A 19,590-nucleotide genomic window follows, 5' to 3' on the forward strand; every position below is an offset into this window, starting at 1 on the left:
CTCGGATGGCTACCGAAATCCTGATGCCGGCCCTCTCGCCCACCATGACGGAAGGCAAGCTTGCCCGCTGGCTCAAGAAGGATGGGGACAAGGTGTCCTCCGGTGACGTGATTGCCGAAATCGAAACGGACAAGGCCACGATGGAAGTCGAGGCTGTGGACGAGGGCATTATCGGTCGCATCCTTGTGCCGGAAGGCACAGAAGGTGTGGCGGTGAACACGCCGATTGCCGTGCTGGTGGAAGAAGGTGAGGCTGTGCCGGAGGGAAACATTTCTCCAAGTGCGCCTGCCGCAGAGGGAGCTCGTGAAGAAGCCTCCGCAGGCGCCGCAAGAACAGCGGTTCCCACGGCGCCGGCCCCACTGTCCGCTCCCGAGCCTGAGAAAGACTGGGGGGAGACGTCCGAGATCACCGTGCGTGAAGCGCTGCGTGACGCCATGGCGGCGGAATTGCGGCGCGATCAGGATGTGTTCCTGATCGGTGAGGAAGTCGGTCAGTATCAGGGGGCTTACAAGGTCTCTCAGGGCCTGTTGGACGAGTTCGGTGAAAAGCGTGTGATGGACATGCCCATCACGGAGCATGGTTTCACCGGCATGGCTGTGGGTGCGGCGCTGACAGGTCTCAAACCTATCGTTGAGTTCATGACCATGAACTTTTCGATGCAGGCGATCGACCACATCATCAACTCGGCCGCCAAGACGCTTTACATGTCCGGTGGCCAGATGGGCTGTCCCATCGTGTTCCGTGGCCCCAACGGTCCGGCTTCGCGCGTGGGTGCCCAGCATTCGCAGTGTTATGGCAGTTGGTACGCGCATGTGCCGGGTCTGAAGGTTGTCGCGCCATGGTCATCTGCGGATGCGAAGGGGCTTCTTCGGGCGGCCATTCGCGATCCGAACCCCGTGGTCTTCCTTGAGAACGAGATTCTCTACGGTCAGAAGTTCTCCTGTCCCGTGGATGAGGAGTTCATCCTTCCCATCGGCAAGGCGAAGGTCGAGCGCGCGGGCAAGGACGTGAGCATCGTGGCGTTCTCGATCAGCGTTGGCACGGCGTTGGCGGCGGCCGATCTTCTGGCGCAGAAAGGGATTGAGGCGGAAGTCATCAATCTGCGTACCCTGCGCCCGCTGGACACTGCGACTATTGTGGAAAGCGTGAAGAAGACAAGCCGTCTGGTGACTGTCGAAGAAGGCTGGCCGTTTGCCGGCATCGGCGCGGAAGTGGCGATGCAGGTGATCGAACACGCCTTTGACTGGCTGGATGCCCCGCCTGTGCGCGTGACGGGTGTGGACGTGCCGATGCCGTTCGCGTCCAATCTGGAAAAGCTGGCGCTGCCGCAGCCCGAATGGGTTGTTGAGGCCGTGGCCAAAATCGTCTGAGGAGCAGGCAGCAATGGCTATCGAAATCCTGATGCCCGCCCTGTCTCCGACAATGACGGAAGGCAAGCTGGCGCGTTGGCTCAAGAAAGAAGGCGAAAAGATTGCGTCGGGTGACGTGATTGCCGAGATCGAAACGGACAAGGCCACGATGGAAGTCGAGGCCGTGGACGAGGGCGTTCTTGGCCGCATCTTTGTCCCTGAAGGCACCGAAGGCGTGGCGGTGAATACGCCGATTGCGGTGCTGGTGGAGGAAGGTGAGGCGGTGCCGAAGGCATCTTCGGCACAACCTAATGAGGTACCTTCTTCGCCCAAAGCTGAGGCTCCTTCCGCAGCCGCGCCTGTTCCTGTGGTTGCTCCAACTGTCAGCAAAGGCGCGCGTGTCTTTGCATCTCCGTTGGCAAAGCGTATCGCGAAGGACGCGGGTCTCGATCTGTCCGCCATAAAGGGGACAGGTCCGAATGGGCGCATCGTAAAAAAGGATGTAGAGGCCACGAAATCGGCTGGGCCTGCGCAGGCGACGGCCAGTGCGGCCCCTGTGGGTGGCACGACAGCGCATCCGCTGTCCACGATGCGCAAGGTCATCGCGCGGCGGCTGTCGGAATCCAAGAGCACGATCCCGCATTTCTATGTGTCGGTGGACGTGCAGCTTGATGCGTTGCTGGCGCTGAGGGCACAGCTTAATGCGGCGTCTCCAGAAGACGGACCGGACGCCTTCAAGCTGTCGGTCAACGACATGCTGATCAAAGCTGCTGCGGTCACGCTGCGTCGTGTAAAGGGCGTGAACGTCTCCTTCACCGATGACGCGATCCTTGAATACAACGACGTGGACATCTCGGTGGCCGTGTCGATCCCCGATGGCCTTATCACGCCGATCATCCGTCAGGCGGATCGGAAGTCCCTGCGCGAGATCAGTGTGGAGATGAAGGATCTGGCCAAGCGGGCGCGGGCAGGCAAGCTCAAGCCGGAAGAGTTTCAGGGCGGATCGTTCTCGGTCTCCAACATGGGTATGTTCGGCGTGAGTTCCTTCTCGGCCATCATCAATCCGCCGCAGGCCGCCATTCTGGCCATCGCGGCGGGTGAGAAACGTCCTGTCGTAAAGGCCGATGGTTCTTTGGGTGTTGGCACGGTGATGACGACCACGTTGTCGGTCGATCATCGCGCAATTGACGGTGCGCTGGCTGCCCAGTGGACGAAAGCGTTCCGCGACGTGGTGGAAAACCCGATCACCCTCGTCATCTGACCTCTCCTGCGCGGACTGTCATGCGGCCGTCCGCGTCCGAAGCCATCGATCAGGACATTGAATATGAGCACCACCGATTTTGATCTGATTGTTGTGGGAGGCGGTCCCGGCGGCTACGTGGCGGCGTTGCGCGCAGCCCAGCTCAAGCTTTCGGTGGCGGTCGTGGAAGCCAACCATCTGGGTGGCATCTGTCTGAACTGGGGCTGCATTCCGACGAAAGCGCTCTTGCGGGCCTCCGAAATCAACCACCTGCTGCACGATCTGGGCCAGTTCGGGTTTGCTGTAGACAACCCGCGCTTCGATTTTGGCAAGGTGGTCGGACGGTCGCGGGCTGTTTCGAAGCAGCTTTCCAGTGGTGTGGCCCATCTGCTCAAGAAGGCCAAGGTGCCGGTGTTCGACGGTTTCGGCAAACTGGCCGGCACTGAGGGCAAGAAGCGCAAGATTGAGGTGGCGCTCAAGGACGGGAAGTCCGTCACGCTGAAAGCGCCGCACGTTATCCTCGCAACGGGTGCGCGTGCGCGTGTGTTGCCCGGGCTGGAGCCTGACGGCAAGTTCGTGTGGTCCTATCGTGAGGCCTTGGTGCCGGATGAATTGCCCAAGCGCCTGCTGGTGATTGGTTCTGGCGCCATCGGTACGGAGTTTGCCTCATTCTACCGCAACATGGGGTCCGAGGTGACGCTGGTTGAGGTGGCCGATCGCGTGCTTCCGGTTGAGGACGAGGACATCAGCAAGCTCGCACGCACGGCGTTCGAAAAGCAGGGGATGAAGATCCTCACTAGCGCGAAGCTTGGTCCGCTGAAAAAGTCCGACAAGGATGTGACGGTCGAGATCGAGGTAGACGGCAAGAAAGAAACCATCACGGTCGATCGCGTGATCTCGGCGGTTGGCATTGTGGGCAACGTCGAAAAACTTGGGCTTGAGGGTACCAAGATCGTCGTGGACCGTACGCATGTGGTCACGGATGAATTGTGCCGCACGGGTGAGGGCGGGGTGTATGCCATCGGCGATCTAGCCGGTGCACCGTGGCTGGCGCACAAGGCAAGTCATGAAGCGGTCATGTGCGTGGAAGCGATTGCGGGACTGCACGTTCATCCCATCGACGTGACGAAGATTCCGGGCTGCACTTACTGTCGCCCGCAGGTGGCATCCGTGGGCTACACGGAAGCGAAGGCCAAGGCTGCCGGGTATGAGGTGCGTGTGGGACGCTTCCCGTTCATCGGTAATGGCAAGGCAATTGCCATGGGTGAGCCTGAAGGCTTGGTAAAGGTCGTCTTTGACGCCAAGACGGGGGAATTGCTTGGCGCGCATATGATTGGCGCGGAAGTGACGGAGATGATTCAGGGGTATGTCATTGCGCGAACGGGCGAACTGACAGAAGCGGAACTGAAAGAGACAATCTTCCCGCATCCGACCATCTCGGAATCCATGCATGAAGCGGTGCTGGCGGCCTATGGCGGGGCGCTGCATTTCTAGTTGAATAGCTTTTTTGGCGTATGTTGCGGGGGACATGCTTCCACAGCATACGCCGATGGCGGCTCTCTTTTCCGGCTCAGCAGACGAGAAGGGAGGCCGCTTTGTTCTTGCTGTTTTCTGTCTTCTCAAGAACTTTTCGAAGTGCCGCCGGATAGAGAAGATGTTCCTGCACAAGCACTCGTGCAGCTAGATCATCGGGCGTATCGGCTTGCGGGAACACCGGCACGGCCGCTTGAGCGATGATCGGGCCTTCGTCCATTCCTACCGTCACATGATGCACCGTGCAGCCATGGATACGCACGCCTGCTTCCAGCGCCCGCTCATGTGTGTGCGTGCCCGGAAACAGAGGCAACAGGCTGGGATGGATGTTGATCATTCGCCCTGCCCATGTGTCCGTAAGGAAAGGCGTGAGCAGGCGCATATAGCCAGCCAGACAGATGAACTCGACACCCGCTTCGCGTAGGCGCGCGTCAACGGCGCGTTCATGCGCCTCACGGTCCTTACCGAATGCTTTGTGAGGGATGGCGTCTGCGGCAATGCCGCATTCACGAGCATAATCCAGTCCGGCGGCATCGTCCTTGTTGCTCAGCACCAACGCCACGCGCGCCGGGAAATCCGGCGCAGCACAGGCCGCGATCAGCGAGCGCATATTGCTGCCGCGGCCACTGATGAGGATAGCGATCGGGGTCTTGTGGATCGTCACGACGCTCTGTCCTCAGGCGTGCGGGAAGTCAGGAGATACGATCATCTCCAGCGTGGGTGCGGCATCAGATGTTGCGGCAGCTTCGATCTGACCCAGCACGACAGGTGTTTCGCCAAGTTCGCTCAGACGCTGCATCACGAGGTCGGGCTTGGGTGTGATCAGCACCATGCCGATGCCGCAGTTGAACACGCGCAGCATTTCATCGGTGGCAACATTCCCAGCCTTGGCCAGCCATCCAAAGACGGGGTTGGGCACCCATGGTCCGTCGATTACGGCTTTCGTGCCCTTGGGCAGCACGCGGGGCAGGTTGCCGGGCAGACCACCGCCGGTGATATGGGCCGCACCGCTCAGCAGGCCATCGCGGTGCAAAGTCAGCACCTGCTCGACATAGAGGCGCGTGGGCGTCATTAATGCCTGCGCGATGGTCTGGCCGGGAGCGAAGGGGGCCGCGTCATTCAGCGTAAGGCCGCTTTTTTCCAGAATGCGGCGCACCAGCGAGAAACCGTTGGAATGAACGCCACTGGCCGTAAGGCCGATCAGCGCGTCACCGGGGCGGATCGTGCCGGGCAGGAGCTTGTCACGCTCGGCCGCACCGACCGAAAAGCCGGCGAGGTCGTAATGACCGGCGGCGTACATGCCCGGCATCTCGGCGGTTTCACCCCCCACCAACGCACAGCCGGACAGACGGCAACCTTCGGCAATGCCGCGTACGACCTTGGCCGCGTCTTCCACGGCCAGTTTGCCGGTGGCGAAGTAATCGAGGAAGAACAGCGGCTCCGCACCCTGCACGACCAGATCGTTGACGCACATGGCGACAAGGTCGATGCCAACCGTCTCGTGCAGCCCGCTGTCTATGGCGAGGTTGAGCTTTGTGCCCACGCCATCCGTGCAGGAGACAAGCACTGGATCGGTGAAACCTGCGGCCTTGAGATCGAACAGCGCGCCAAAACCGCCAAGGCCGCCCATGACGCCGCTGCGGGTCGTGGCTTTCGCGGCGGGCTTGATCGCTTCGACCAGCGCGTCGCCTGCTTCGATGTCCACGCCGGCCTCGCGATAGGTGAGGCCGTTGCTGGCGGCGTCCGGGGTGGGTGTGCTCATGGTGCGGCTCGTCTCGGCTGCGGGAGGTCCGACATCGCGGGTCGAACATCCCCGACGTTTCGGGTAATCAGGTTCAGGGTTTCCTTTAGGACAGGTAGGGCGGCGCGCATAGCGGTGACAGAGCAGGAAGGGCCGCCGGTCCCGCGCGACGATGGGTCGCCAACCGCCACATCGCTTCAGCAGGACGGGCGCGCGCAGATGGCGCTTCCGTTCGTGCATCGGCGGAAATTCGATATGGGCAGCTTTGTGCCCGCACCTTCCAACGCGCATGCCCGTACCCTTGTCATGTCCGGCACCGATCCTCACGCATGGCCGGAAGGTCGCCTGCTTCTGTGGGGTGGGGCCGGGTGCGGCAAGACGCATATGTTGAGCTTGTGGGCCACGTGTCACAACGCTTTGCTGGTGGATATGGCGCAGGGGCAGATGCCCGACATCATGGAGATTGTGGAGCACCAGCCGCCAGCTCTGGCGCTCGATTCCGTGGTGGTGAATGAGTGCGACGAACTGCCGTTGCTGCGGCTCATCAATCTTTCACGTGAGCGTAGGATGCCTCTGCTGATGGCATCACGGTTGCCGCCAAGTCGGTGGCAGGTGTCTCTGCCTGATTTGAACAGTCGCCTGCGGGCCACCATGGCGGTTGAGATCATGGCCGCCGAGGATGTGCTGCTGGAGCGACTGATGTTTCGTCTCTTGGCCGAGAGACAGTTAACCGTGTCGCATCGATTGACGGAGTGGCTATTGCAGCGCCTGCCGCGTGAGGCGGCAGCGGTTCTGGAATTGGTGGAACGCATCGATGCTCTGACACTGGCCTCCGGTGTGGCGTTGGATCGCCGACAGGCGGAAGGTCTTCTGCGGGACATGCGCATCGAAATTTGAAAAATGTCTGGTCGCAAGCAGGGATCTCTCCGCAATATTAAGTTTTGAAGAATTTTGCGGTGAGAGAGGCGTCCTCGGTTTGGCGCTGCCGAGTGTTGCCGTAAGACAGTGATTGAGAGCAGCAATCAGAATCACAAGGGCTGCCTGTAGGGGCGGTCGGGTAAGCGGGGAATGGTTCGTGGCGCAAGACGGTGACAAGACACAGGCGACGACAAGACGTCGGACACGCTCGACAACAGCCAAACCATCTGCCCGGACCACACGAAGCCCCGCGGCGCAGAAAACCACGAAAGTTCCGACCCGCGCGCCCACTCGACGCACGACAAAGCCAGCCCTGCCCGCGATCCGCCGCGATTCGCCGGATCGGTTCATCAACCGCGAATTGTCATGGCTCGCGTTCAACCAGCGCGTCGTGGATGAAGCGGAGAACCCCAACAATCCTCTGCTGGAACGGCTTCGCTTCCTCTCGATAAGCGCGAGCAATCTGGACGAGTTCTATTCCGTGCGCGTGGCCGGTCTTGTGGGGCAGGTGAGGGAGGGTCTGGTTTCCCTTTCTCCCGATGGTCTGACGCCCGCTCTCCAGCTTGCCGCTGTGCGTGAGCGCTGCGTGCTTCTTCTGCGTGACCAGCAGCGGGTATGGCGAGACCTGCGGGGCTTGCTGGCAACGGCAGGGGTTACGCTGTGTGGTCTCGATCAGCTTGATGAGGACGATCAGCGCTGGTTGACGGATCTCTTCATGGAACGGGTGTTTCCTGTTCTGACACCTCTGGCGTTCGACCCCGCGCATCCTCTGCCGTTCATTCCCAATATGGGGCTGGCGCTTGGGCTGCGGCTTGTTTCCGCGGAGACGGGGCTGTTCGTCATGAATGGTCTTATCCTTTTGCCAGCACAGGTGGACCGTTTCGTGCGTCTGCCGTCTCCGCCCGGCAAACCGACATCCGTGCGGTTCGTGCTGCTCGAAGACCTGATCACACTGTGCATCGATCGGCTCTATCCGGGGCTGTCGGTTGTCGAGAGTGGCATGGTGCGCGTGGTGCGCGACACGGATGTGGAGTTCGAAGACGAAGCCGAGGATCTGGTTCGTTCCTATGAAACCGCGCTCAAGCAGCGGCGGCGCGGCGTCGTCATCCATGTGGACATGGAAGAAAAAGTGCCCGCTGAACTGGCGGCTGCCATCGTGGATGAACTGGACCTGCCTCCTGAAGAGGTGTCGGTTCATTCGGGCATGATTGGCGTGGTCGATCTCAAGCAGATGATCGTCGATGATCGGCCCGACCTGCTGTTTCCTCCCTATACCCCGCGTTTTCCTGAGCGGATCGTGGATTTTGGTGGCGACTGTTTCGCTGCCATTCGCGCGAAGGATCTGATTGTTCATCACCCGTTCGAAAGCTTCGACGTGGTGGTGCAATTCCTGCGACAGGCAGCACTCGATCCGAACGTGATCGCCATCAAGCAGACGCTCTACCGCACGTCGCGAGACAGCCCGATCGTCAAGGCGCTGATCGAGGCCGCAGAGGCCGGCAAATCCGTGACCGCAATGGTGGAATTGCGCGCCCGTTTCGATGAGGAAGCGAACATCCGTCTGTCCCGTGCCCTGGAGGCGGCGGGTGTGCAGGTCGTGTTCGGCTTCTCGGACCTTAAGACGCATGCGAAGCTCAGCCTCGTCGTTCGCCGCGAAGGCAACACCGTGCGTTCTTACGCGCATTTCGGGACGGGCAACTATCATCCCATCACGGCGAAGATTTACACGGATCTGTCCTTCTTCACCTGTAATCCCGAGCTTGCCCGGGATTCCGCGCGCCTGTTTAATTACATCACTGGCTACGCCATGCCGGCGAAGATGGAGGCCATCGCCTTCTCGCCGCTGACATGCCGCAAGACGCTGGTGGATCTGATCGATCGCGAGATCGCCCATGTTCGCGCGGGGCGGCCGGGCAACATCTGGCTAAAGATGAACGCGCTGGTGGACCCGGAGTTGATCGACAAGCTCTATGAGGCGTCCTGTGCGGGTGTGAAGGTCATGGGCGTGGTACGTGGCATGTGCTGCCTTCGTCCGGGCGTGCCAGGGCTATCGGAAAACATCCATATCAAGTCGATCGTGGGCCGGTTCCTTGAACATGCCCGTATCTATGTTTTTGGCGATGGACACCGTCTGCCATCCCGCGCGGCCAAGGTGTTTATCTCGTCGGCCGACTGGATGACGCGCAACATGGACTGGCGCGTGGAAAGTCTTGTGCCGATCACCAATCCGACGGTGCACGCGCAGGTACTGGATCAGATCATGGTGACGGATCTCAAGGACAACCTTCAGTCATGGATACTGGAGCGCAACGCCGTCTGGCGTCGTCTCGATCCGGGGTCAAAGCCGTTCTCGGCTCATGAGTGGTTTATGACGCATCCTTCGCTGTCGGGAAGAGGGTCTGCCGCCAGTGAAATTCCGGTTCGCCCTGCACCTCCACCGCAGGAAAGATTGCTGGACGATTGAGGTTTGGCGTTTTGCGGAGTTCGGAGAGTTTTTCTATGGTGTGCGGGAAAACTCTCCAGAGGAGCCGTCATGGAAACGCAGACACACACGTTCGGCGACGCCCACATGCGGGCTACCGTCGCAGCGCAGGGAGCGGAACTCGTCGCGTTGAGTGCGGACGGGGAAGATGTGCTGTGGGACGCGGGCAAGGCATGGCGACGTCACTCGCCGGTGCTTTTTCCCATTGTGGGGCGTCTGCCTGACGACACGGCCCTTATTGATGGCAAGTCCTATCATCTGACCCAGCATGGTTTTGCGCGGGATCGGCGTTTTCGGTGGGTGGAAACGCGCGATGACGGATGTGTGCTGGAACTGGAAAGCGACGAAAAAACGCTGGCGGTTTTCCCGTTCCATTTTCGGTTGTGGCTGGATTATCGCGTGCAGGATGGTCGTCTGACCGTCACATACACTCTCCGCAACATGGAAGAAGGACGTGAACTTTTTGCCTCTCTCGGCGCCCATCCGGCTTTTCGCTGGCCATTGCGGAAGGATGAGGATCGAGAGGCTTATCGTTTGACGTTCGAGGAGGCGGAACCGGAGCCCATCCGTCGTCTTGAAGGCGGATTGCTGGCGGCCGATCCACGTCCGACCCCGATCAAAGGTCGTGAACTGGCGTTGCAGGATGCCTTGTTCGAGGACGATGCGATCATCATGGACCGTGTGCGCAGCCGATCCGTCGTCTTCGGCAAGCCCGGCTCCCGAGGGCTGCATGTGGCATGGAATGGCTTCCCGCAGCTTGGGATATGGACCAAACCCAGCGCACATTTTTTGTGCATCGAGCCATGGCACGGCTTTGCTTCCCCTCATGGTTTCCATGGCGAGTTTCGTGACAAGCCGGGGCAGCTTTGTCTTCAGCCTCAGCAGGAATGGTCGGCGTTCTGGTCGGTGGAGGCCGTTGACGCTTGAGCCGGGTGGCAGGAGGGCAAAAGCGCAGGAAACCTGAAAAGGCTTCCCGTCGGAGCAGGCCGTGGTTGAGAGTGGCGGCTTGGGCGCTGGGCGGCATGATGCTGGTTGCGGGGACGACGGCCGGGATTGGCTGGTGGCGTTACACGATGCCCGGTCCCCTGTTAGAGAGCCGTGCCATTGTCATTCCACATGGCGGTTACGCTTCGACAGTAGCGGCGCTTCAGCAGGCGGACGCTCTGCAAAGCACACAACTGGACCGGGCTGTTTTTCTCGCTGCGTTGCGTCTGACGCGACATGACGGACAGATTCATGCGGCAGAGCTGGCTTTTCCGGCACATGCGTCCATACGGACGCTGCTAGACGTTCTCCGTCATGGCAAACCTGTGCTGCATCCTCTCACCATTCCTGAGGGACTGACAGCGTCCCAGATTCTGACGATTGTGAACGCAGCTCCCTTTCTGACCGGTCATGTGGAGGCTCTGGAAGAAGGTACGGTTCTCCCCGAGACCTATCGGTCCCTTCGCGAGACGGACCGGACAGCGCTTATTGCACGGATGCAGGAGGCGATGCAGCGTGAGGTGGAACGGGTATGGCAGGGGCGGGATACCGCTCTCATTTTGACCACTCCCCAGCAACTGGTGATTCTTGCATCTGTCGTGGAAAAGGAGACTGGTATAGCCAGCGAACGCCCACGGATTGCGCGGGTTTTTCTCAATCGTCTGGCGCGTGGGATGAAGCTTCAGTCCGACCCGACGACCATTTATGCGCTGACAAAAGGTGTGACGCCTCTCGGACGTCCCCTGACACATGCCGATCTGGCCGTGGCCAGCCCGTACAACACGTATGTCAGCGCGGGTCTTCCGCCCACGCCCATCTGCGCGCCCGGCACGGCCGCACTGGAGGCGGTGACGCATCCGGCAACGGGGGACGATCTTTATTTCGTGGCGTCAGGTAATGGTGAGCACCGCTTTGCGGTGTCGCTCGACGATCATAATCGCAATGTCAGGGCGTTGCGGGCAATCCGTGGAACGAACGGGGAAAGCCATCCCACGGATCAGAAGCCCGCTCAGTAGCTCCGGGAAGAAGATTTCGTGCCGGAGGAGAGAGACTCACTCTGGATCCCGCTTGAAGACGGCGGTGTATACGGGGTGATCTGAGCGCCGGTATCCTGCGTGTCCGTGGTGGTGGAACCCGTGCTGGTTGTCGTGGTGGGTACAGCGGCGGCGGACGAGGCGTAACGGGTCAGGATCGAACGTAGGGGATCGGCTCCCGCGTTGTTGACGCGCATCGAAATGACGATGTCCTCGGGACCGATGATCTGACCGTAATAGGCGCGGTTGCTGTCGCTATCGACTGTCAGCTTCGAGCCGCCGAGTGACGCGCCAGCGAACAGGCCTTGTGATTTCTGGATAGCCATGATGTCCGTGTTGGATCGTCCGGCCGTCCCGCTCTCCAGTCCGCCGCCCATGGAAGCAAAGGATGCTGCCGCGTTGGCGCCAAACTGGAACTGGCTGTCGAGAAGTGCTTGAAGGCCGCGATCGCTCATCACGAAGAACATGACTTCGGAGGAGTCTACGCCAAGCTGAAAGCCGAGCGAGCCGGAGCTGAGTTTGTAGAACGCAGGGTCTGACCACGAGCCCCGTGCATCACGCGAAAGCAGCACACACCCGCCACCGGACCCACCGATGCCAAACGACATGCGAAACACAGAAGGGCAGACCATCACGGCGCGGGCTTTCGCCAGATAGCGATAGACGCGGTCGGTGGTTTTGGCACCGGTGAACACGTCCTGAACCGCAAGCGTGGCCTTGTCCACCAGAGTCTGTTGAGTGTTGTCAGCAGCGTGCCCGGAGTGGGACAGACCGAGGAAGCCAAGCACGGTGGCGGACGCAAGCAAAAGCCGGGTAGGGCGGCGAACCCGCATTGGGAAGTCTCCTGTCACGGGGGCGAGACGTATCGAATCGCCTGAATCTGTGGCGGCACAATGGCGGAGAGCGTCTTCTCGCGCAATTCGTGGCCGAAAATGGAAAACGGCAGTCAGTGCAGCGGAAGAGGAACGCCGTTCACGGTCAGAACACCTCCCTCCCATGTCGTGTCCCATGTGTTGACATTGCCGCTGCGGTGGCTGACCACTCGGGCAAGGATCAGGGCGGCGGCCACCTTCATCTGGCTGTCCTGTCGCGCACGGTCGATGAGACCGGAAATGTCCTGAATTTCCAGATGGCCACTGGCGGAGGCGCTGTCATGTTCGCCTGTGAGTGTGGCGCGTCCATTTCCAGACAATGTGACCGTATCACGTTGGGCTGTGAGAGAATTGATCGTGACATGCACGGCGGGAAGTTGTTTCGCCTTTCCGCCTGTGGAGGCCATGAGTGCTGCCAGTTCACTGACGGGAAGGGAGAAATTCGCCCGAGCGTCAGAGGGAAGTAGGGAGGGCGCATCGACTCCAGCCGTCGTGACGCCGCTCAGGGAGAGTGTGGCGGTCGCATTGGTGCCGGTGGTAGCGAGAGCAAGCTGCGCTGTGTCCGACCGTATGTTCAATGTGTTTCGCCGAACATTTACGTTTTTCCATGCAACGGCAAGTTTGCGGCCGGCTTCAAGCTGTTGTTCAGCCAGCCGACCTTCATTTTCGAGCCAGTTGGAGCAGGCGGTTTCATGACGCCCCACAAGGGCGGACAGCAGCACCACGGAAGCAGCGTCAGCAAGATCCTGCGCTGAACCGTTGTCCGGGCCGGAAAGCGTCTGACGTGAGGCCTGCAAACTGGCGCCTCCCGCGGTGACTGTCACATGGTCCAGCGTCACGCCTGTGGCAGAGGTTTGCGCGGCATGATGAATTGTGGCGCATCCGGCGGGAACGGAAGCAGCCCGAGCCACTTCCATTCCCGACAGGGAGGCTGCCAGAAACATCACGAGGAATCGAAGACGCTGTCCCTGAGAAAAGGACGGCAGCACGGCAAGTTGCATGGTGGAGCGTATCATTTGTGGCTAAGGGTGGCGCAAGTGACGGCGGTGCGCAATCGGGTGCCGGACGGCATGATGTCGGAAATCTTCCGCAAGCCCCGGAAATCCTGCATGTCTTTTCGCCCAGATCCCTTTCTTCTCTGCCTGCTGGCCACTCTTGGTGTGGCCACTGTGTTGCCCTGCCGAGGGGCAGCCGTTCCGTTTTTCACTACATTGGCGGTCGTATTGATTGCGCTGATGTTTTTTCTGCAGGGAGCGCGTCTCTCCCGTGCGGCTGTCGTGGAAGGCATGACGGCTTGGAAACTGCATCTGACCATTCTTGGATGCACCTTTCTTCTGTTTCCACTGCTCGGTCTTGGTCTGCGTGCCGTGATGCCCGGCTTGCTGTCGAACGATGTGTGGATGGGCGTGCTGTTTTTGTGCTGCTTGCCGTCCACCGTGCAGTCCTCCATCGCGTTTACCTCCATCGCGCGTGGCAATGTGCCAGCGGCCGTGTGTTCGGCGACGGCATCCAACATCGCAGGGATTTTCATCACGCCGATTCTGGTGGGACTCGTTCTTGCCAAACAAGGCGGTCAGACCGGAGGTGGCCTGTCCATCGTTTTGCAGCTTCTGCTTCCGTTCGTGGCGGGACAGGTGCTTCAGCCATGGGTGGGTGAATGGGCGCGACGCAACCGCAAGCTGCTGTCGTTTTCGGATCGTGGGTCGATTCTGGTGGTGGTGTACACCGCCTTCAGTGAAGCCGTGGTCAATGGGTTGTGGCACCGTCTTCCTCCTACACAGCTTGCGGCTATCGCGGCTGTGGATTGCGGTCTTCTGGCGGCGGTGCTTCTGGTCACGCGCTATGGTAGCCAGATGATGGGCTGGTCACGCGAAGATGAGATCACCATCATTTTCTGTGGCTCGAAAAAGACGCTGGCCTCGGGTGTTCCGATGGCCAACGTGCTGTTTCCATCCGCCACGGTGGGGCTCGTGGTGTTGCCGCTGATGCTGTATCACCAGATCCAGCTTTTCGTGTGCGCTATTCTGGCCCGTCGCTTCGCGCGTGAAGCGGAAAGTCACGAATGATCGGCTTCTCTTCGGAGTGTCGAACTGAATTGTGGGATGCCGCTCCTGTAAGTGGCTTGTAAGGCGACATCGAGCAGACGGTCGATCACTGGCGAGTCATGAACGCCTGTCAGGGCCATGCCGGCGATAATGATCGAGGGAACGCCGTTGATCCCGTTGCGTTGATGCAGGCTTTGTTCCGACAGGACCGTTCCTGAAAGAGTTTGGCCTGCAAGCAGTTGCAGAACCAACTGGGGATCGAAGCCATGCCGTTCTGCGGTGTGAGCAAGAACCACAGGATCACCGATGTCTTCTCCCCGTCGGAAAAAGGCTTCGAACAGAGCCAGCACGAGCGGCGTGGCATCGCCCCGTGCGGATGCCCATGTCAAAAGTCGGTGAGCATTCAGGGTGGCGGGAACTTTGCATATCCGGTCGAAATGAATTGCAGTATCGAATTCCCGCGCCTGCTTTTCGATAAGGTGCAGGAGGCGGGCAATTCGGGTGTCGTCGCCCTGTTTGATCCGCAAATACGATTCAAGCGACATGCCTTCAGGTGGGAAGGTGGGGTTGAGCAGAAAAGAGCGCCATTGCCACTCGATATGAACGTCATTACGGCGTGACAAAGTGGAGACTAGACGATCAATCCCAATGGCGCACCACGGACAGACGAAATCGAAGACGATTTCGACCCTGACTCGAGGGTGAGTGGCGGCAACCATGTTCATGGCGCCATCTTACGGAATCGAGGGATGAATTGCCCATCACGATCTGCCATCCGTGACAATTACATTCCATCTTTTAGGTGATGGGATCTTTGTGATTCTGTGATGTGCGGTAGGAGAGAAATTCGGGTTTATCGATGTTCATTGTGGAATTCAGTTTGGGCGGTATTGCAGGCAATCATAAAGAATTAAAAGGATATTTTCCTTAACTTATTGGAAATATAATTGTGAATAGACTCATGTTCAGATGAATTGCTCTGTTTTCTTTGGTGTTGTTGCAAGTTAGGAGGTCCTGGTCATGTCAGGTGCCATTTCCGGTCTTTCGCCCGTCTCCACTTATCTCGCGAGCATGAAAGATGAGGACCAGTCCGCAGCAATTTATGCAAAGACCAATGGCACGATCGCCAACTATGTAACATCTTTTGAAAATGATGCGGTCAATATCACGTCCGCAAGCGCTCTCATGAAAAACTACAAGGCCATGTCTGTGGTTCTGGGCGCTTACGGACTGAGTTCGATCCAGAATGAAACGGCGCTGGTGAAGGATCTGCTGACGCAGGATCCAACATCTTCTACATCCGTTGCAGCGAAATCTGGCAATTCCGCATGGCTGGCCTTTGCCAAGGCATTCTCGGCTTGGAACGAAACAAGCTCGTCGTCCACAGCCACGTCACCTTTTGCAGATTCTTCGACCGTAGAAACATTGGCCGCAAAATACGAAGAAACCCAGTACGAATCGTCCCTTGAAGATTCGGACAGCACCTCGGGGGTTGGCAATGCACTGTATTTTACGCGGACAATGACTTCCAGCATGACGTTGAACGACATCATGTCGGATTCCAGTCTTCTGAAAGTCGTGGAAACGGTGAGTGGGTATAATCCTACCCAATTCGGCGCTCTTGATTATGACGAGCAAAAGCGTCTTCTCTCCAAAAAGGTGGATCTCTCGGATTTTTCGACACCAGCAAAGGTCCAGAAATACGCTGAGCAATATCTGACAATGTTACAGATCACGCCGCAAACAACCGATAAACCTGCGACGCTTCTGTCATTGTATGGGGCAGATGGTTCCGGGAGCAGCGTGTTGAGCCTGTTTGGCGTATCGTCCAGTACGTCTCTGGTATCGGCCCTCTATGGCTAATCTGCCCCTCGTTTGTAGAGGGTGTGTTCTTGCGTTCTCTCACTATCGCGGTGTCCCAGTGAGAAAATGCGACACAGGATATTTTTGACGTCCTTCCAGAAAAAGCGGCCTAGTGGGATGATGTATTTTTCATCATTCCGGATGCTTTGATCATGGCTGATTGCTCTTCTCCCATCTTGCCGTCCTCTCTCGATCCAGTGGGGGAACAATGGGATGATCTGCGTCGTATTGGTCATGAGATGCTGGATGAGATGTTCGACAATCTCATGACTTTGCGGGAGCAGCGGGTGTGGCAGCCTCTTCCCGACACCATCCGTGAAAGTTTTCGCAACATCGATGTGCCGAGGGAAGGGCAGGATGTTCATGCTTTTGCCAAGGCCTTCCGCGAGGATGTGCTGCCCTATTCCGTAGGTAATCGCCACCCCGGTTTCATGGGGTGGGTGCATGGTGGCGGCACGCCTGTAGGTATGTTGGCTGAGATGCTGGCAGGTGGACTGAATGCCAATCTCGGGGGACGGGACCATGCTCCGGTCGAGGTGGAGCGCATGGTCTTACGCTGGGCCGCCGCTCTCATGGGAATGCCCGATACGGCTTCAGGCATTCTGGTGACAGGATCATCCATGGCGAATTTCATCGCCGTGATTGTCGCCAGCCGCGCTGTTGAAGGTGGGCTTGCGCTACGAAACAGTGGCGTAGGACAGCGTCCTCTCGTGGGATATGCTGCAACCAGTGCACATGGATGTGTCAGTCGGGCTTTCGATCTGGCGGGACTTGGGAGTGAAGCGCTCCGGTTAGTGCCGGTCGATGAAGATTTTCGGATGGATACCGCGGCCTTTCAGGAAATGGTCGCGGTTGACCGCAAAGCTGGGTGCGAGCCTTTTCTTGTTGTGGGAACGGCCGGAACGGTCGATGTCGGGGCGATTGATCCTCTTGATGAAATTGGAGCCATCGCACGAGCGGAAAGACTTTGGTTCCATGTGGATGGAGCTTTCGGGGCATTGGCGCGATTGTCGGAACGCTTTGAAGCGTCCCTTGCCGCTATTGGACAAGCCGACAGCCTTGCTTTCGATTTCCATAAATGGGCACAGGTACCCTATGACGCGGGCTGTATTCTCGTGCGCGATGCTCAGAAGCATGCTGCGGCTTTTGCCCAGAACCTGAATTATCTCTCACGAGAAGACCGTGGACTGGCGGCAGGTGCGCCGTGGTTCTGTGATTTCGGACCGGATCTCTCGCGAGGTTTCCGGGCGCTCAAGGTCTGGGCGACTTTGTCCGTGTACGGCACCCAGCGTCTTGGTCATATGGTGGAGCGATGCTGTGACGTGGCACAGTATCTGGCCGCACGGGTGGAGCGTGAGACGGCGCTGGAACTGATGGCACCGGTTACGCTCGATATCGTGTGTTTCCGGATGGTTGTGCCCGGCATGGCGGACGAAGACGCCGACGTGTTTAACGGTGAGATCGTCAAGGACGTTCAAGAAAGCGGGTTGGCGGCGCCCTCCACCACACGGATCAATGGACGCCTCGTGATTCGGGCTGCCATCGTCAACCATCGTACACAGGAAGAAGATGTGGATCGGCTGGTCGATACCGTGCTGGCGTGTGCTGAACGCCGTCGATCAGGCGGCGCGTGAACGGCGCCCTCCGGTTTCATCGAATAGCTCCGAGAGTTTTTTCATCATCGTTCCGCCGAGTTCTTCTGCGTCGGTAATGGTCACGGCGCGCTTGTAGTAGCGCGTTACATCATGACCGATGCCGATAGCGACAAGCTCCACTTCACTGCGGTTTTCGATACTAGAAATGACCTCTCGCAGATGATCTTCCAGATAGGAACTCGGGTTGGCCGACAGCGTACTGTCATCGACCGGCGCGCCATCGGAGATGACCATGAGAATGCGACGCTGTTCAGGCCGAGCGCGCAGGCGTCGGGCTGCCCAGAGCAGAGCTTCTCCGTCGATGTTCTCCTTGAGGAGCCCTTCGCGCAGCATCAGCCCAAGATTACGCTTGGCGCGACGTAGCGGGGTGTCGGCAGCTTTGTAGATGATGTGGCGCAGATCGTTCAGACGGCCCGGGTTTGCCGGTTTTCCGTCCGCTGTCCATTTCTCTCGGCTCTGTCCGCCTTTCCATGCGCGAGTGGTAAACCCGAGGATTTCCACTTTCACTCCGCAACGCTCCAGTGTGCGTGCGAGGATATCGCCGCACATGGCAGCCACGGAAATCGGACGTCCGCGCATGGAGCCCGAGTTGTCTATCAGCAGAGTCACCACCGTATCGCGGAAATCGGTCTCCTGTTCCTGCTTGTAGGACAGCGAAAGCATGGGGTTCACCACGATGCGCGAGAGACGTCCCGCATCGAGAATGCCTTCCTCAAGATCGAAGTTCCATGCGCGGGTCTGCTGCGCCAGAAGTTTGCGCTGAAGGCGATTGGCAAGCCGCGCAATGACGCCGGTCAGATTGGCAAGCTGGAGATCGAGTTGCTGGCGGAGGCGGGCCAGTTCGTCTTCGTCGCACAGATCTTCCGCCGCGACTTCCTCGTCAAATTGCGTGGTGTAGGCGTGATAGCCACGTGCCGTGTCTCCGGGCGCGGCATCGCGACCATTGGTGGGACCAGAGGGCTCGCCAGTGCCTTCCGGGTCATCGCCTTCGGCCTCGGAGGCGTCATCGGGCGAACCGGATTCGCCCGTGCTGTCCATAAGCTGCGGTTCTGGACCGGCTTCTTCCTCCTCGCTTTCGGGAGAGGGAGGCTGTTCCTCGGTTTGTGGCGGCGGCTCTTCATCGCCGGCATCTTCGGGGACGGGAGCATCGTCCTCTCCGTTCTCATCATTCTCCGGCTGTTCTTCCTCGGCTTCCACGAGTGAGCAGGCCGCCATCAGATGACGGGCCGCGCGGGTGTAGGCGGCCTGATCGTTCTGAGCGAGCGCCATTTCATCCAGCGCCTTGAGGGCGGCATCGGGAAGGGAGCGCCCCCAATCCTCCAGCAGCGAGCGCACCATCGCGGGAGCCGGACGTCCGCTCAGTTTTTCACGTGCCAGAAGTCCAAGAGCCATGGGCGTGGAGAGTTGGTCCCGGCTCGTCATGTGAGGAACGCCGGCATCGCGGAGTTCCTGCTCGAGTTTCTGTTCGAGATTGGCTGCAACGCCCTGCATATAGCGTGAGCCAACGGCCTCGATCCGCGCCTGTTCAAGGGCGTCGTACACCGAACGGGCGACCGCTTCTTCGGGCTGATGCCCACGGTGCAGATCCACGTCATGGTGACGAAGTTTCAATGCCTCAGCGTCGGCTGCACCGCGCAGACGCGTGGTTTCTTCGTCTGTTGGATGACGGGACAACTGGGAGAGGCGAATAGGGGTGTCCTGATCCAGCGGGCCGGGTGGCATATTGCCCGCATGGAAGGAGACGGAGGCATCCGGCCGACCGCCTAGAGCGCGAATGGCGCCAACCGTTGCGCGACGAAAGGCTTCCGCCTGTTCGGCGGTGTCGGGCGCGGAGGGGGCTTCGCGTGGGGAGCGGGGGCGTTCAACCATGATGT

At 59.3% G+C, this 19,590-nt stretch carries 16 protein-coding genes; 10 read left to right on the forward strand and 6 right to left on the reverse strand.

Annotated features, from left to right (window positions below; translation table 11 throughout):
• The first annotated feature begins 5 nt into the window (after nt 1-5).
• From KUA11_RS03385 to lpdA, 3 genes are all read left to right on the forward strand, one after another.
• Complete coding sequence (locus KUA11_RS03385) at nt 6-1,370, forward strand: pyruvate dehydrogenase complex E1 component subunit beta (protein WP_217408993.1); 1,365 nt, start codon at nt 6-8, stop codon at nt 1,368-1,370.
• A 13-nt stretch (nt 1,371-1,383) separates the two neighbouring features.
• On the forward strand, nt 1,384-2,610 hold the full coding sequence (locus KUA11_RS03390; protein WP_217408994.1) for a pyruvate dehydrogenase complex dihydrolipoamide acetyltransferase: 1,227 nt from the start codon (nt 1,384-1,386) through the stop codon (nt 2,608-2,610).
• Between the two features lie 63 nt (nt 2,611-2,673).
• Nucleotides 2,674-4,083, forward strand: a complete 1,410-nt coding sequence (gene lpdA, locus KUA11_RS03395) for a dihydrolipoyl dehydrogenase (protein ID WP_217408995.1) — start codon at nt 2,674-2,676, stop codon at nt 4,081-4,083.
• A gap of 76 nt (nt 4,084-4,159) precedes the next feature.
• Here lpdA and purN read toward each other — a convergent pair whose 3' ends face one another.
• On the reverse strand, nt 4,160-4,786 hold the full coding sequence (gene purN, locus KUA11_RS03400) for a phosphoribosylglycinamide formyltransferase (protein ID WP_217408996.1): 627 nt from the start codon (nt 4,784-4,786) through the stop codon (nt 4,160-4,162).
• 12 nt (nt 4,787-4,798) lie between these two features.
• Nucleotides 4,799-5,884: a phosphoribosylformylglycinamidine cyclo-ligase gene (gene purM / locus KUA11_RS03405; protein ID WP_217408997.1), complete on the reverse strand. Its 1,086-nt coding sequence runs from the start codon at nt 5,882-5,884 to the stop codon at nt 4,799-4,801.
• 114 nt (nt 5,885-5,998) lie between these two features.
• Between purM and KUA11_RS03410 the strand changes: the two genes are divergently transcribed.
• The 4 genes from KUA11_RS03410 to mltG all read left to right on the forward strand — a co-directional run bounded on the left by KUA11_RS03410 (nt 5,999) and on the right by mltG (nt 11,263).
• Complete coding sequence (locus KUA11_RS03410; RefSeq protein ID WP_217408998.1) at nt 5,999-6,760, forward strand: P-loop NTPase family protein; 762 nt, start codon at nt 5,999-6,001, stop codon at nt 6,758-6,760.
• Nucleotides 6,761-7,094: 334 nt separating this feature from the next.
• The gene (locus KUA11_RS03415; RefSeq protein WP_254454663.1) at nt 7,095-9,245 is read left to right on the forward strand and encodes an RNA degradosome polyphosphate kinase; all 2,151 of its coding nucleotides are present in this window, start codon (nt 7,095-7,097) and stop codon (nt 9,243-9,245) included.
• A 69-nt stretch (nt 9,246-9,314) separates the two neighbouring features.
• Nucleotides 9,315-10,190: an aldose 1-epimerase family protein gene (locus KUA11_RS03420; protein ID WP_217409000.1), complete on the forward strand. Its 876-nt coding sequence runs from the start codon at nt 9,315-9,317 to the stop codon at nt 10,188-10,190.
• A 65-nt stretch (nt 10,191-10,255) separates the two neighbouring features.
• Nucleotides 10,256-11,263: an endolytic transglycosylase MltG gene (mltG, locus tag KUA11_RS03425; RefSeq protein WP_254454625.1), complete on the forward strand. Its 1,008-nt coding sequence runs from the start codon at nt 10,256-10,258 to the stop codon at nt 11,261-11,263.
• Here the strand turns inward: mltG and KUA11_RS03430 are convergent.
• Together KUA11_RS03430 and KUA11_RS03435 are read right to left on the reverse strand one after the other, a co-directional pair.
• Nucleotides 11,257-12,114, reverse strand: coding sequence for a lipid-binding SYLF domain-containing protein (locus KUA11_RS03430; protein ID WP_217409001.1), 858 nt, complete (start codon nt 12,112-12,114; stop codon nt 11,257-11,259). The two genes, mltG and KUA11_RS03430, sit on opposite strands and share 7 nt — an antisense overlap.
• A 113-nt stretch (nt 12,115-12,227) precedes the next feature.
• Nucleotides 12,228-13,154, reverse strand: coding sequence for a hypothetical protein (locus KUA11_RS03435; RefSeq protein WP_254454626.1), 927 nt, complete (start codon nt 13,152-13,154; stop codon nt 12,228-12,230).
• A gap of 108 nt (nt 13,155-13,262) precedes the next feature.
• Here KUA11_RS03435 and KUA11_RS03440 point away from each other — a divergent pair, with 108 nt between their 5' ends.
• On the forward strand, nt 13,263-14,219 hold the full coding sequence (locus KUA11_RS03440) for a bile acid:sodium symporter family protein (RefSeq protein ID WP_217409002.1): 957 nt from the start codon (nt 13,263-13,265) through the stop codon (nt 14,217-14,219).
• On the opposite strand, the gene KUA11_RS03445 is transcribed toward KUA11_RS03440, so the two are convergent.
• Nucleotides 14,210-14,923 carry a DsbA family oxidoreductase gene (locus KUA11_RS03445; RefSeq protein ID WP_217409003.1) on the reverse strand — a complete coding sequence of 238 codons (714 nt, stop codon included), beginning with the start codon at nt 14,921-14,923 and terminating at the stop codon, nt 14,210-14,212. The two genes, KUA11_RS03440 and KUA11_RS03445, sit on opposite strands and share 10 nt — an antisense overlap.
• Nucleotides 14,924-15,269: 346 nt before the next feature.
• Here KUA11_RS03445 and KUA11_RS03450 point away from each other — a divergent pair, with 346 nt between their 5' ends.
• Together KUA11_RS03450 and KUA11_RS03455 are read left to right on the forward strand one after the other, a co-directional pair.
• Nucleotides 15,270-16,061: a DUF1217 domain-containing protein gene (locus KUA11_RS03450; RefSeq protein WP_254454627.1), complete on the forward strand. Its 792-nt coding sequence runs from the start codon at nt 15,270-15,272 to the stop codon at nt 16,059-16,061.
• A gap of 152 nt (nt 16,062-16,213) precedes the next feature.
• On the forward strand, nt 16,214-17,695 hold the full coding sequence (locus KUA11_RS03455) for a pyridoxal phosphate-dependent decarboxylase family protein (RefSeq protein WP_217409005.1): 1,482 nt from the start codon (nt 16,214-16,216) through the stop codon (nt 17,693-17,695).
• On the opposite strand, the gene KUA11_RS03460 is transcribed toward KUA11_RS03455, so the two are convergent.
• A complete protein-coding gene (locus KUA11_RS03460; protein ID WP_217409006.1) occupies nt 17,681-19,585 on the reverse strand; it encodes a cobaltochelatase CobT-related protein in 1,905 nt (634 codons plus the stop codon). The two genes, KUA11_RS03455 and KUA11_RS03460, sit on opposite strands and share 15 nt — an antisense overlap.
• Nucleotides 19,586-19,590 lie beyond the last annotated feature (5 nt).

Source organism: Acetobacter estunensis, assembly GCF_019083805.1.
Lineage (GTDB): Bacteria > Pseudomonadota > Alphaproteobacteria > Acetobacterales > Acetobacteraceae > Acetobacter > Acetobacter estunensis_A.